The organism is Marinobacter sp. UBA2688, assembly GCF_002352785.1.
In the GTDB taxonomy this organism is placed as follows: domain Bacteria; phylum Pseudomonadota; class Gammaproteobacteria; order Pseudomonadales; family Oleiphilaceae; genus Marinobacter; species Marinobacter salarius.
The window spans coordinates 1-14,380 of the sequence record NZ_DELU01000031.1 but is presented as its reverse complement, the minus strand read 5'-3'; the positions used below and the strand labels follow the sequence as shown (position 1 = coordinate 14,380).

Sequence of the window (14,380 nt, the reverse complement as noted above, 5' to 3'; positions counted from 1 at the left end):
CCATGTCGTTATTCAGACTACCGGGCTTCCGGATTTGTTAGATCATCCGTCCATGGTGGGCGAATGTAATGCGGAAACAACAGCCGGGCTGGTTGTCCTCTACCAGGGACAGGTGAGCCTGATTAGCCTCGCACAGTTCTCGAGCCAGATAAAGGCCGAGTCCCGTCCCACTCTTGTCGGTTGTGAAAAAAGGTTCAAAAACAGACACGCGGTGCTCCGGAGCGATGCCCGGGCCGAAATCGCGAACATCCACGTAGGCGCGCTCGCCATCGGCGGCCACACCTGCATACAGTTCTATGCGCCGTTCGCCGGTCGTCTGTTTACTATACCGGAGGCCATTGTCACAGAGGTTGACCATCACTTGTTCAATCTGGCTGACATCAAAGCGCGCCAGGGGTAGGTTGCGTTCGGTGCGAAGCAGAATCTCGTCGGATTTCTGGTGTTCGTTACTCTGGGTTTGCAGGTAATCGTCGCGGAACGCGGATAACCATTTGTCGACGTCAATGAGGTCGGTGTCGGCAGCGCGTCGTCTCGACAGGTCAAGCACATTTTCGATGATGCCGTTAACCCGTCGGGAATGCCGTTCGATGATGTCCAGCATTTTGCGATCCCCCTCATCCAGGTTGGGGGATTCGTTCATCAATTGGGACGCGTGGCTGATGGCCCCCAGCGGGTTCCGAATTTCATGGGCAATACCTGCGGTCAGCCGCCCCAGGGACGCCAGCTTCATTTGCTGGGCCTGTTGCGTCACCCTGCTCATGTCATCGATAAATACCAGGATCTGGTCGCCGCGCTGCTGATCGAGCTGAGTGAAATTGGCCTGTACCACGGGCGAGGTTTGTGTAGCCTGGAAAGGTTCTGTTCTGCGGGCAGGGTCTTTCAGCCAGGCATCGAGGCCTCTTCGGAGCGGCCGTGGCAGATTTCGTCCCCGGCTGGGTAATTTCGAGTCCTCGGTGGCAGTGCCAAACAGCAATTCTTCCGCAGCAGCATTAGCCAGGCGGATTCGCCCGAACCGGTCGAGAACAAGTATGCCGGTTCTCATGCGCTGGATAATCTGGCGATTGATCTGCTCCAGTTCGGCAATGCTGCGGGCTCGGGAACTGGCAAGCGCTTCGCTTCGCAGCATGCGCCGGGATATGTATTGGAGGATGAACGCTGCGGCAAAATAGAGAATGCCCAGGGAGCCAGCGCGAACAATTTCATCGGCGGAGTCATCAAACACCAGCACGGACCAGGCCGAGATGCCCAGAGAACAGATAGCACCCAACGCCGCGTAGAAGGTGCCGATCCTGGTAGGGGTAAGTATGTTGCCTGCAGCCACGGAAACGATAACCAGATTCGCCAGGCCATTGGTAATGCCGGTGCTGGCAATCAGGAGTCCATGCAGGAGCAGGATGTCCATCAATATGGATACTGTGATATGGCGGCTTCTGGGCTGAAACCCTGCCAGCATTGTCAGGGCAATGAAGCCATTGATGGCGAGATAGCAGACCACCCCGGCCTGGTAATAATCCATTGCCCGGAAGCGGGAGTCGAAGTTTATAGGGTCCACAAACAGCAACGCCACCAGTATAACGCTGACGACTACACGGTAGTGGTTATAGACCCGAAACAGCCGGCCCCTCTGGTTTGAGGGTGGTGTATCGGTAATGGGCTGCTGATCAGGAGTGGTTGGTTGCGCCATCGTCCAGTGGATATCCCGCGAGAATTCTGATGTCTTGCGGGGTTATAATAGCCTTTTAATGGCAATGAGTTACAGGAGCTGCGTTATGTCCGTGCAAAAGGATGGTCAGGGGCCCGGAAAACTTCGGGTAGTGATGGCCCAACTCGATTTTCTGGTGGGCGATATCCCTGGCAATACCCAAAAGGTGATTGAGGCGACCCGACGCGCGGAACAGGAGCATCAGGCGGATCTGGTTGTGTTCCCGGAGTTGTGTCTTACCGGTTACCCACCGGAAGACCTTTTATTAAGACCCAGTATGGATGTGCGCGTTGCAGACGCGCTGGAAACCTTGCGCGGGGAGCATCTGGGCCCCGCCATCATCGTGGGGGCTCCGATACGGGAGGGCGCTCTACTTTACAACGCTGCGGTCGCCATTGAGCTGGGAAATATAACCGGTCGCTACTTCAAGCGGTTTCCTCCCAATTATCAGGTTTTCGACGAGAAGCGCTATTTTGCCAATGGCGTGGATACTCTGGTCATGGATATCAAAGGGGTGCCAGTGGGCATTACCATCTGTGAGGACATTTGGAGCGAGGGGCCGGTGGAAGACGCTGCCGCGGCAGGCGCCAGACTGGTCGTCAACCTCAATGCATCACCCTACGATATTGACAAGCAGGTGCGGCGAAAGGCTCTGGTAGAACGCAAGGCTTTTGAGAATCGGGTGAGTATTGTCTACGTCAATCTGATTGGCGGGCAGGACGAACTGGTCTTTGATGGTGGCTCTGTGGTTTACGACCATTCCGGGGTGCTTGCAGCCGAAGCACCACAGTTCAGCGAAGGGCTCTATCCGGTGGACTTCGTCTGTGAGCATCATTGCCAGCCAATCCCGCAGCCTGCCGTTGCCGAACCGTCGCTGGAGGAAAATGTCTACAAGGCCCTGGTCCTGGGAGTGCGGGACTACGTCAACAAGAATGGTTTTAAATCCGTTGTTCTGGGGCTCTCCGGCGGTATCGATTCAGCGGTGACTCTGGCTGTTGCGGCGGATGCCCTGGGGGCCGACCGGGTACGCGCGGTGATGATGCCTTTTCGCTATACCTCGGGTATGAGTATTGAAGACGCGGAAGCCGAGGCCGTGGCCCTGGGCGTTCAATACGACGTGTTCTCCATTGAGCCGATGTACGATGCCTTTATGAAAACATTGGCGGCCCCGTTTGAGGGCACGCAACCTGACACCACCGAGGAGAATCTGCAGGCCCGGCTGCGGGGCGTTCTGTTGATGTCTCTGTCCAACAAGTTCGGTTCGCTGGTGCTGACGACTGGCAACAAAAGTGAAATGGCGGTGGGCTACTCGACCCTGTACGGGGATATGGCCGGCGGCTTTGATGTGCTCAAGGACGTTCCCAAAACCCTGGTTTTTCGCCTCGCCTGGTATCGCAACAGTGTTTCGCAGGTGATTCCGGAACGGGTCATTACCCGTCCGCCGTCGGCAGAGCTGGCACCGGATCAGAAAGACGAGGATAGCCTGCCGGGATACGACGTTCTTGATCAGATCCTCAATCTCTACGTGGAGCGGGATCTCAGTGCCGATGCCATTGTCGCTCAGGGGTTCGACAGGGTGGATGTCGATCGCGTGGTGCGGCTGGTGGATATTAACGAATATAAGCGCAGGCAGGCGCCGATAGGCGTGAGAATTACCGAAAGGGGGTTTGGTAAGGATCGGCGTTACCCGATTACCAATGGCTGGAAAAGTGGAAAGTAGATTGCGGTAGGGCTGCCTGATTGCTCGGGCAGCCCTGCCAAATGTTATTCGTCGCCCATCAGGCCGAAGGTGACCACGCTAGACAGGGAGCGGTCCTCGCGTTTGAGTATGTCTGGCTGGAACTCTCCGTTCTCATTGAAGGCGGCGCTGTCCGGGAAGTTCTCTTTCAGCATTGCCACGGCATCCGTTGCTCCTTTTTTCAGATCCATGAAACGGAACGTTTCCGCCAGGATGATCAAGGCTTCTTCGACGGACGGCGTCGTTGAATAATTTTCGATAATGTATCGAGCTCGGTTGTTCGCCGCGATGTAAGCTTCACGGCTGATGTAATATCGTGCCGCGTAAAGTTCCAGTTCAGCCAGACGGTTGCGGATCGCAATCATGCGCTGGCGGGCATCTGGAGCGTATTCGCTGGAGGGGTAGCGGTTCAGCAGCTCGGAAAAGTCCCGGAACGCCTGGCGCTGTTCGCCGGGGTCTCTTGCCGAAACGTCCACCGGGAAGTAGCGGGCAGCCAGGCCAATATCCAGATTATAGGATGCCAGTCCTCGCATATAGAGCGCATAGTCGGCGTGATCGCTCTGTGGATTCAGTCTGAGAAAACGGTCTGCCGCCGCGCGGGCCCCTTCCAGGTCAAGATTCTGGTAGCGGGCATAAATGAGGTCCAATTGGGCCTGTTCCGCATAGCGGCCAAATGGGTAGTAGGTTTCCAGATAGTCGAGGTTCTGCTCGGCTTCGTTGAAGTTGCCCGAGTTCATCGCATCGCGGGCATTTTCGTAATAGGTTTGTTCCGGCAGCACTTCTTCCTGCTTATCGTTCGATGCGCAGGCACTGATGAATAGCGCTGCGGTGGTGACTAGCAGTAATCGGACAACTGATCTCATGCCGGAATCCCGTATAATGGCAAAATTCGAAACGTCGGCCATTGTAACGGGGATCCGTTCACATGTGCAGTGGCACGCGCCGTGGATTCAGAAATTCTGACTCAAACGTAACACTCATACCGGCCCCGGGGGCTCAATGTCATCTGAAAACCGTATTATCGCCAGCTTCTCCATTCCACCGGAGCACAGCGACCGCCGCCTGGATCAGGCTGCGGCCGAACTGATGCCGGAGCACTCGCGCTCCCGACTGCAGGGCTGGATCAAAAGCGGCGCACTGACGGTCAATGGAAAAACCTGTAAGCCCCGGGACAAGGTAATGCTGGGCGACCGGCTCGATCTGGACGCGGAGCCGGAAGCGCAAGTCAGTTGGGAAGCGGAATCGATAGACCTGGATATTGTGTATGAAGACGAGCACCTGTTGGTCATTAACAAGCCTGCGGGCCTCGTGGTCCACCCGGCGGCAGGCCACGCTGACGGCACCCTGGTCAATGCCCTGCTCAACCATGCCCCGGAAGTGGAGAACCTGCCCAGAGCAGGGATTGTGCATCGTCTCGACAAAGATACGTCCGGCATCATGGTGGTAGCGCGCAGCCTGATTGCTCATACATCGCTGGTCGACCAGTTGCAGACCCGGACCATGGGGCGGGAATACGAAGCCATTGTGGTTGGCACCCTTACTGGAGGCTCGACGGTGGATGCACCGATTGGTCGTCATCCCCGTGAACGCAAGAAAATGGCGGTTGTGCCCACCGGTAAGCCGGCGGTAACGCATTATCGCCTGGTGGAGCGCTTCGCAGCGCACACCCACGTTCGCTGTAAGCTGGAGAGCGGCCGTACCCACCAGATACGGGTGCATATGGCCCACGTGAAACATCCATTGGTGGGCGACCCTCAGTATGGCGGTCGGCTACGTCTGCCGAAAGGCACAACAGACGAACTGAGGGACGTGCTTGCCAGTTTCCAGCGGCAGGCGCTCCATGCACGCCAGTTGACATTGGAACACCCGCAAACCGGTGAGATACTGACTTGGGAGGTACCACTGCCCGATGACATCGAGGGTCTGCTGGCCGCACTTCGAAAGCACGTTAAGGAGTTGGAGAACCATGACGTCTGAACTGCCGGTGATTGTCCCTGACTGGCCCGCTCCGTCTTGGGTGCATGCCGCATGCACGACGAGAATGGGCGGGGTCAGCCAGGCGCCGTGGCAATCCCTGAACCTCGGCACGCATGTGGGAGATCATCCCGATGATGTTGCGAAAAATCGGTCCCTGCTTGGGCAGTGGGCTGAGCCCGGCGCTCAGTCGTTCGGTTGGCTTAACCAGGTTCATGGTACTGACGTTGTTGAGTTGCCGCAGTCGGGTGCGGTCACCGCGGATGCCAGTGTGACCTCCCAGCCTGGGGTGGCATGTGTGGTGATGACAGCGGACTGTCTTCCGGTGCTTTTCTGTAACCCCGCCAGTGGCCAGGTGGCCGCTGCCCATGCTGGCTGGCGCGGCTTGTGTGGTGGTGTTCTGGAGCGAACGGTTGAGTATCTGGGTAATCCTGCTGCCGTCCTGGCGTGGTTGGGGCCGGCCATTGGTCCTGAGCAGTTTGAGGTTGGCCCCGAGGTCAGGGAGGCTTTCCTGATGAGCGATTCCCAATCGGGTGATGCATTCATTTCCAGCCCTCGAAATCCTACCCATTATCTTGCGGATATCTATGAGCTTGCCCGGCAGAGGCTGGCAATGGCAGGTGTGCTTCAGGTCTACGGTGGTGAATTCTGCACGGTGACCGATCGTGAGCGTTTTTTCTCCTATCGTCGAGACGGGCAAACCGGGAGAATGGCAAGCCTGATATTCATCTCATGACATTCGTCAATTTTCTGACACTTTCCCGTCCGGTCTGCTTGAACTCCCACCAATCGCCCCTACATTAACTGTCAAAGCAGACGCAATGTCGCCGATGGAATTCTCCCATCGGTTCAGTGACAGAGATTTGGGAAGACCGAATTATGAGAATCGACAAACTGACCAGCAAACTCCAGACAGCACTGGCCGACGCCCAGTCGCTAGCGGTAGGCAGGGATCACAACTTTATAGAACCCGTGCACCTGATGCAGGCGCTGATGGACCAGGAAGGCAGCTCCATCAAGCCGCTGTTGAAACAATCGGGCGCTGAGCCTTCCCGGATACGCCAGGCTGTGGCCCGGGAGATTGAAAACCTGCCGGAAGTGCAGGGCTCTGCCGGCGATGTCTCTATGTCAAACGATATGGGCCGGCTCTTCAATATTGCCGACAAGCTGGCGCAGAAACGTGGTGACCAGTTCATTTCCAGCGAATTGCTGCTGCTGGCCGCACTAGAGGATCGGGGCAGCCTTGGGCGGGTTCTGCGGGAGCAGGGTGTCGACAAATCCGCATTGGAGCGTGCCATCGATGAGGTCAGAGGCGGTGAGTCGGTTGACGATGCGTCTGCAGAAGAGCATCGACAGGCGCTTTCCAAATACACCATTGATCTGACCGAACGTGCCGAGGCTGGCAAATTGGACCCGGTGATTGGTCGCGATGATGAAATCCGTCGGACCATTCAGGTACTGCAGCGTCGTCGCAAGAACAATCCGGTGCTCATTGGTGAGCCCGGTGTGGGTAAAACCGCAATTGTAGAAGGACTTGCCCAGCGCATTGTCAACGGCGAGGTGCCAGAAGGGCTCAAGAACAAGCGCGTGCTGTCTTTGGATATGGGCTCGCTGATTGCGGGCGCCAAGTTCCGGGGTGAGTTTGAAGAGCGCCTCAAATCTGTGCTGAATGAGTTGTCCAAGCAGGAAGGGCAGATCATCCTGTTCATCGACGAAATTCACACCATGGTCGGCGCCGGTAAAGCGGAAGGTTCCATGGACGCCGGCAATATGCTCAAGCCCGCCCTGTCGCGCGGGGAGTTACATTGCGTGGGCGCCACCACCCTTGACGAGTATCGCGAGAATATTGAGAAAGACGCGGCCCTTGAGCGTCGGTTCCAGAAGGTATTGGTCTCCGAGCCTACCGAGGAGGACACCATAGCGATCCTCCGCGGCCTGAAGGAGCGCTACGAAGTTCATCACGGCGTGGAAGTCACAGACGGTGCCATCATCGCAGCGGCCAAGTTGTCTCATCGTTACATCGCTGACCGTCAGTTGCCGGACAAGGCCATTGATCTGGTGGATGAGGCTGCAAGCCAGATCCGCATGGAGATGGACTCCAAGCCAGAAGCGCTGGATCGCCTTGAGCGGCGTTTGATCCAATTGAAAATAGAGCGGGAGGCGTTGAAAAAGGAAACCGATGCCGCCTCCAAGAAGCGGCTTTCTGAGCTCTCGGATGTCATCTCCGGTATCGAGCGTGAGTACGCGGACCTGGAAGAGGTCTGGAATACCGAAAAAGCGGCACTGCATGGTTCCCAGAAGATCAAGAGCCAACTGGAACAAGCCCGGATCGACCTGGAAAATGCCCGCCGTGCCGGCGATCTCGGGCGCATGTCGGAGTTGCAATACGGCAGGATTCCGGAGCTGGAGCGCCAACTGGATATGGCGAGCCAGGCGGAAATGATGGAGATGAAGCTGCTGCGTAACCGCGTGACCGATGAGGAAATCGCCGAAGTGGTGTCCAAGTGGACGGGTATTCCGGTTTCGAAGATGCTCGAGGGCGAACGCGACAAGCTGATGCGAATGGAGGAAGCCCTCCATGGGCGTGTCATCGGTCAGGACGAAGCCGTTGAGGCCGTGTCCAACGCGGTTCGTCGGTCCCGTGCAGGACTGTCAGACCCTCACCGCCCTAATGGTTCTTTCCTGTTCCTGGGGCCGACCGGTGTGGGTAAGACTGAGCTCTGCAAAGCCCTGGCGTCGTTCCTCTTTGATACCGAGGAGGCCATGGTTCGAATCGACATGTCTGAGTTCATGGAGAAGCATTCCGTCGCTCGGCTGATCGGTGCCCCTCCGGGATACGTTGGTTATGAAGAGGGTGGCTACCTGACCGAGGCCGTCCGCCGCCGGCCCTACTCAGTGTTGTTGTTGGATGAAGTTGAGAAGGCGCACCCGGACGTATTTAATATTCTGTTGCAGGTTCTTGAGGATGGGCGCCTGACAGATGGTCAGGGTAGAACGGTGGATTTTCGCAATACCGTCATCGTGATGACCTCAAACCTGGGGTCGGACATCATTCAGCAGAAAGCGGGTGAGGAAAACTACGAGTCCATGAAGAAGGACGTTATGGACGTAGTGGGTACTCACTTCAGGCCAGAGTTCATTAACCGGGTGGATGAGGTGGTGGTGTTTCATCCGCTGGCTGAAAGCCAGATTCAGGGCATTGCCCGGATTCAGATTAATGCTCTGGGCAAGCGCCTGAAAGAGCAGGATATGTCGTTGATGCTGGACGACGCAGCGATGGAGTTGCTGGCGGAAGTTGGCTACGACCCCGTTTACGGTGCTCGTCCATTGAAGCGGGCCATTCAGCGGATGATTGAGAATCCGCTGGCCCAGAGGTTATTGCAAGGGGACTTCCTGCCCGGTGATACCATTCGTGGGTCGGTCAAAGATCATGGTTTGGAGTTCTTGAAAGCGTAATGTCAGGAGCGACGAGGCGGAGCATTGTGCTCTCCCTCGTCCGGATCCAACCAGAGTGTCTCTTGCATTAACCTTCGGCAGGTTCGCCGCAGTTTTCCTCTGCGATTTTCTCAAACTGCTGTTTCTGCTCCTCGATTTCTTCGGGGGTCAGATACCGCAGTTCCCCTTCCTCTTCTATACGGATCCTGCTGTTCTGCTGAATTAGCTTAAGATTGGTGCGTGCGGTTTCGCAGTTGGCTTCCCGTTGTTTGCGCCGCGCTTCCTCTACGGCGCTTTCCTGGCGCTTCTCGCTTTCTTTGGCTTTCTGGGTTTCGAGCTGTTCCAATTGTTCCTGCGGGCTCATCCGGTTGCCTCCGGAGGATTTGCCGGTGCGAATATTGACGGACTCCGCCTGCTGTCCGGTTGGCTGCCGATCGCCAAAGTGCGTAACCCCGTCTTCGTCGGTCCATTTATACACGGAAGCCGCGAAAGCCATTGATGGTGTCGCAGCCAGAAGTACTGCCAGGGTGAGGGTTTTTCTGTTCATGCCGTTGCTCATTCCGCGTTAGCCTTGTCGAAGTTCCGCCCGTAGCGGCCCCGTCTCTATGTTAGCCTATGTTTATCATGCCATTTGTAAAGGCAAGTTTCTTCAATCTGGTTCAAATAGTTGCACAAAGTATGGCAGACCTTCGGTGGGTACGGGCAGAGAAAACAGCCGCCGCTATTGACAGGGAGTTTAGCGCTGTCAAAATTACCGATTGCCTGAAGACTGGGGTCAATACGGCAGGCAATCCCGAGCGAGTATCCCCCGTTAATTACCACACTGAATGCCCCGCGCAGGTCGCGGACTGGTTGTTGCTTACGTGCAACCCGTTGATTGGCCGTTCTCCGCAACCCTCAGGAGGGCGGCTGGCCAGGAGACAACCTCTTAATAGCTGGTGTGGCGGAGTATCCGGTTCAGCTTTCACAAGAAGCATGATGTCCGGACATCCAGGCAACCGGGACGTTTCCCGGCTCATTCACTCGTAGAAGAGGGTAGAACATCGTGGAGTTATTGTCTGGCGCCGATATGCTGATCCGGTCCCTGCAAGATGAGGGGGTCGAATACATATATGGCTATCCGGGTGGTGCAGCGTTGCATATTTATGACGCGCTGTTCAGGCAGGACAAAGTCAAGCACATTCTGGTGCGTCACGAGCAGGCTGCGGTCCACATGGCCGACGGTTATGCCCGTGCTACCGGATTACCGGGCACCGTTCTGGTAACCTCGGGTCCTGGAGCCACCAACACCATCACTGGCATTGCCACTGCCTTCATGGATTCCATCCCGATGGTGGTCCTGTGCGGTCAGGTTGCATCGACTCTGATTGGTGAAGATGCATTCCAGGAGACCGATATGATCGGTGTCTCCCGTCCTGTCGTGAAACACAACCTGAGTGTCCGTCATCCGGAAGAGATCCCCGAGATCGTTCGCAAGGCCTATTACATTGCCTCGACAGGTCGTCCCGGACCGGTTGTTGTTGATATCCCGAAAGATATGACAACGCCAAACGAGCGCTACGAGTATGTCTTTCCCAAGAAGGTCAAGCTCCGTTCGTACAATCCGGCCATTCGTGGCCACGCTGGGCAGATCAAGAAAGCCGTCGATATGCTCATGGCAGCCAAGCGTCCCATTATTTATGCGGGCGGCGGTGTCATCCTCGGCAAAGCCACGGATCAGCTGACCGAGTTGGTCAGGATGTTGGGTTATCCGATTACCAACACTCTGATGGGCATTGGGTGTTATCCGGCCTCCGATACTCAGCACATCGGCTGGCTGGGTATGCATGGCACCTACGAATCCAACATGGCCATGCATCATTCGGATCTTATCCTCTGTGTGGGGGCGCGATTCGATGACCGGGTGACCAACGCGACAGAAAAATTCTGTCCCGGTGCCCGCATTGTCCATATCGATATCGACCCGGCCTCCATCTCCAAAACCATTGATGCGGATGTTCCCATTGTTGGCCCGGTGGATGCGGTGCTTAAGGAAATGATCACTCTCGTCAAAGAGAGCAAGGAAAAGCCTGACGCCGATGCAATTGCTGCCTGGTGGAAGCAGATTGAAGAGTGGCGGGCATTCCATGGCATGCGTTACGAGACCAGCCCGGATGTCATCAAGCCTCAGGAAGTGGTGGAGGCGCTCTGGAAGCTTACCAATGGTGAAGCCTTTGTGACCTCCGATGTGGGTCAGCACCAGATGTTTGCAGCCCAGTACTACAAGTTTGATAAACCCAATCGCTGGATCAACTCCGGCGGCCTTGGCACCATGGGCTTCGGCCTGCCAGCGGCTATGGGGGTCAAGTTGAACTTCCCCGATGACGAGGTGCTTTGCATTACCGGTGAAGGCAGTATCCAGATGAATATCCAGGAGCTGTCGACCTGTAGTCAGTACGATATTCCAGTAAAGATCATCAATCTGAATAACCAGGCCCTTGGTATGGTCAAGCAGTGGCAGGACATGAACTACGAGTCCCGTCACTCCCAGTCCTACATGGAGTCCCTGCCGGACTTCATCAAACTGGCAGAGGCCTATGGTCACGTTGGTGTCCGAATCGACCGAAAGGAAGATCTGGTGCCAAAGCTCAAAGAAGTGCTGGCGATGAAAGACCGGCTGGTTTTCGTTGATATCTACGTGGACCGTTTTGAACACGTCTACCCGATGCAGGTGGCCCGTGGTTCAATGAAGGACATGTGGCTCAGCAAGACGGAGAGGGTCTGATCATGCGTCGAATCATTTCTGTTTTGCTTGAAAACGAGCCCGGTGCACTGTCCCGTGTTGTTGGTCTGTTCTCGCAGCGTAACTACAACATTGAAACGTTGACGGTGGCGCCGACCGAGGACGAAACCCTGTCGCGCCTGACGGTAACAACCACAGGCTCGGACAAAGTCATCGAGCAGATCACCAAGCAGCTCAACAAGCTGATTGAAGTGGTCAAGCTGGTGGATCTGACGGAAGGCTCCCACATCGAGCGTGAGCTGATGCTGGTCAAGCTCAAGGCCACTGGGTCCCAGCGTGCCGAGATCAAGCGTACGGTTGATATCTTCCGTGGCCAGATCGTGGATGTTACCAGCTCGGTCTATACCGTTCAGTTGGCCGGTGCCAGTGAAAAACTGGACGGCTTTATTCAGGCGGTGGGTACCTCGGGCGTGCTTGAGGTTGTTCGCAGCGGGGTTTCGGGCATCGCCCGTGGTGAAAAGGTATTAAGCCTGTAACAGGCACTGACATCATTCTGTACAATGACGGCCCCCAAAAGGCCAATACAATATTATAGAGGTTTTCCATGCAGGTTTATTACGATAAGGATTGTGATCTTTCCATCATTCAGGGCAAGAAAGTTGCCATCATCGGTTTTGGCTCACAGGGGCACGCGCATGCATGCAACCTGAAAGAGTCCGGTGTGGATGTAACGGTTGGTCTGCGCCCAGGTTCTTCTTCCATTGCCAAGGCGGAAGCCTATGGCCTCAAAACCAGTGACGTTCCCGCAGCAGTTGCCGCAGCGGATGTCGTTATGGTTCTGACGCCGGACGAGTTCCAGGCCCAACTGTATAACGCAGAGATCGAGCCGAATCTGAAGCAGGGCGCCACTCTGGCGTTTGCCCACGGTTTTGCGATCCACTACAACCAGATCGTGCCGCGCAAAGATCTGGATGTGATCATGATTGCCCCGAAAGCGCCGGGCCACACTGTGCGCACCGAATTTACCCGTGGCGGCGGTATCCCTGATCTGATTGCCATCTTCCAGGATGCTTCCGGCAACGCCAAGAACCTGGCGCTCTCGTACGCCAGCGGTATCGGTGGCGGCCGCACCGGCATCATCGAAACCACCTTCAAGGATGAGACTGAAACCGATCTGTTTGGTGAGCAGGCTGTTCTCTGTGGTGGTACCGTTGAGCTGGTAAAGGCGGCCTTCGAAACACTCGTGGATGCCGGTTACGAGCCTGAAATGGCGTACTTCGAGTGTCTGCACGAGCTGAAGCTGATTGTTGACCTGATGTACGAGGGCGGTATTGCCAACATGAACTACTCCATCTCCAACAACGCGGAGTATGGTGAGTACGTGACTGGTCCGGAGATCATCAACGAGCAATCCCGCGAAGCTATGCGCAATGCCTTGAAGCGCATCCAGACCGGTGAATACGCCAAGATGTTTATTCAGGAAGGCAGCAGCAACTACCCGTCCATGACGGCCCGTCGCCGCATTAATGCCGAGCATCAGATTGAGACCGTTGGCGAAAAACTGCGCTCCATGATGCCCTGGATCTCCGCGAACAAGATCGTGGACAAAGACAAAAACTGATCCGGTACCTCGGACTGGTTTGGAAAACGCGGCCCGGGTGGCCGCGTTTTTCGTATATACTCCGCCTAAATGCTTTCCGGAGTGATTGGAATGACTGATGAAAAGAAGCAGGCCGAAACACAGGCTGAAAAGAAAGATGTTCGGGGACGGTCAGACGCCTCTGGTCATGAACATGATATTGAGTCCGGCGAAGTTGTCGAGGAAGAGTTGGTAGAGGGGGCGCCGGTTCGTCGCAAGGGGATATACCTGCTGCCTAATGCGCTGACAACGGCTTCCCTGTTCTCTGGCTTCTACGCGATCGTTTCCGCCGCAAACGGCGTATTCGACAATGCCGCGATTGCGATCTTTGTATCCATGATCCTGGATGGGCTTGACGGTCGGGTTGCCAGGTTGACCAATACTCAGAGTAAGTTCGGCGAGGAATACGACAGTCTCGCGGATATGGTCGCCTTTGGTGTGGCTCCGGGTATGGTGGCGTTCTTCTGGTCGCTGAACAGTCTTGGTCAGGTTGGTTGGGCTATTACCTTTATCTATGTGGCGGGAGCTGCTTTGCGGTTGGCACGATTCAACACCCAGATCGGCTCCATGGACAAGAAGTTTTTCGTGGGGCTGCCCAGTCCTGCGGCTGCAGCGTGTGTTGCCGGGTTAGTGTGGTGTTTTCATGCGATGGAGCCGGCCAGTTGGCTAACCCTCATGACGATCATCGTCGTTGGCGGTTGTGGTGTGTTGATGGTCAGCAACATTCTCTATAAGAGTTTCAAGGACTTGGATATGCGGGGGCGGGTGCCGTTCGCTGCAATACTCCTGGTGGTGCTGATGTTTGTGGTTGTCGCGCTTGATCCGGCAACAGTCCTGTTTAGCGGGTTCCTTATCTATGCGTTGTCGGGGCCGGTTTTTGCACTGTTTAGAAAATCGCGCCGCTCGGCAGGCGAGTCGGCGTAATTTCGGCCTGAAAAATGAACGTTCTGATTGCGGTTTGATCAGCGTTATAGGGGGTAACCGAAACAGAGTAAAATTAATTGATTAACCTCGTTGACACATTCTCAGGGCTCTGTAGAATGCGCATCTCTTTCGAGGGGAACGCCACCGAGGCGGACCAGGAATTGAAAGGCAACCATTTGAATTTATTGGCAGTTTTTCGGTTTAAAACCGAAGTCAAAATAAACGGTTGACAAGGCAGCGATTCGA

General features: G+C 55.8%; 11 protein-coding genes. 8 read left to right on the top strand and 3 right to left on the bottom strand.

Translation table 11 applies throughout. The annotated features are described in order from the left end of the window. Positions 1-37: 37 nt before the first annotated feature. Positions 38-1,684 (bottom strand): sensor histidine kinase, encoded by a 1,647-nt coding sequence (locus B3M52_RS19180; RefSeq protein WP_075195692.1) that lies wholly within the window; start codon positions 1,682-1,684, stop codon positions 38-40. Positions 1,685-1,769: 85 nt separating this feature from the next. On the opposite strand from B3M52_RS19180, the gene B3M52_RS19175 reads away from it, so the two are divergent. Beyond that, positions 1,770-3,422 (top strand): NAD+ synthase, encoded by a 1,653-nt coding sequence (locus B3M52_RS19175; RefSeq protein ID WP_075195693.1) that lies wholly within the window; start codon positions 1,770-1,772, stop codon positions 3,420-3,422. Positions 3,423-3,466: 44 nt separating this feature from the next. Here the strand turns inward: B3M52_RS19175 and B3M52_RS19170 are convergent, their stop codons facing one another. Further along, positions 3,467-4,303, bottom strand: coding sequence for an outer membrane protein assembly factor BamD (locus B3M52_RS19170; protein WP_041336829.1), 837 nt, complete (start codon positions 4,301-4,303; stop codon positions 3,467-3,469). 136 nt (positions 4,304-4,439) lie between these two features. Here B3M52_RS19170 and rluD point away from each other — a divergent pair, with 136 nt between their 5' ends. The 3 genes from rluD to clpB all read left to right on the top strand — a co-directional run bounded on the left by rluD (position 4,440) and on the right by clpB (position 8,870). Beyond that, a complete protein-coding gene (rluD, locus tag B3M52_RS19165; protein ID WP_036203682.1) occupies positions 4,440-5,417 on the top strand; it encodes a 23S rRNA pseudouridine(1911/1915/1917) synthase RluD in 978 nt (325 codons plus the stop codon). Continuing rightward, entirely contained in the window at positions 5,407-6,150 is a 744-nt protein-coding gene (pgeF, locus tag B3M52_RS19160) for a peptidoglycan editing factor PgeF (RefSeq protein ID WP_075195694.1), read from the top strand. The genes rluD and pgeF overlap by 11 nt, the downstream gene beginning before the upstream one ends. Positions 6,151-6,293: 143 nt before the next feature. Next, entirely contained in the window at positions 6,294-8,870 is a 2,577-nt protein-coding gene (gene clpB / locus B3M52_RS19155; RefSeq protein WP_036203689.1) for an ATP-dependent chaperone ClpB, read from the top strand. 67 nt (positions 8,871-8,937) lie between these two features. Here the strand turns inward: clpB and B3M52_RS19150 are convergent, their stop codons facing one another. Further along, positions 8,938-9,396, bottom strand: a complete 459-nt coding sequence (locus B3M52_RS19150) for a DUF4124 domain-containing protein (protein WP_036205671.1) — start codon at positions 9,394-9,396, stop codon at positions 8,938-8,940. 498 nt (positions 9,397-9,894) lie between these two features. Here B3M52_RS19150 and B3M52_RS19145 point away from each other — a divergent pair, with 498 nt between their 5' ends. The 4 genes from B3M52_RS19145 (at position 9,895) to pssA (ending at position 14,134) form a co-directional block, all read left to right on the top strand. After that, positions 9,895-11,613, top strand: coding sequence for an acetolactate synthase 3 large subunit (locus B3M52_RS19145; RefSeq protein WP_075195695.1), 1,719 nt, complete (start codon positions 9,895-9,897; stop codon positions 11,611-11,613). Positions 11,614-11,615: 2 nt separating this feature from the next. Beyond that, positions 11,616-12,107, top strand: a complete 492-nt coding sequence (gene ilvN, locus B3M52_RS19140; protein ID WP_007155058.1) for an acetolactate synthase small subunit — start codon at positions 11,616-11,618, stop codon at positions 12,105-12,107. Between the two features lie 68 nt (positions 12,108-12,175). Then, a complete protein-coding gene (gene ilvC / locus B3M52_RS19135; protein WP_007155057.1) occupies positions 12,176-13,192 on the top strand; it encodes a ketol-acid reductoisomerase in 1,017 nt (338 codons plus the stop codon). A gap of 90 nt (positions 13,193-13,282) precedes the next feature. Continuing rightward, complete coding sequence (gene pssA / locus B3M52_RS19130) at positions 13,283-14,134, top strand: CDP-diacylglycerol--serine O-phosphatidyltransferase (protein WP_036203693.1); 852 nt, start codon at positions 13,283-13,285, stop codon at positions 14,132-14,134. The last annotated feature ends 246 nt before the right edge of the window (positions 14,135-14,380 follow it).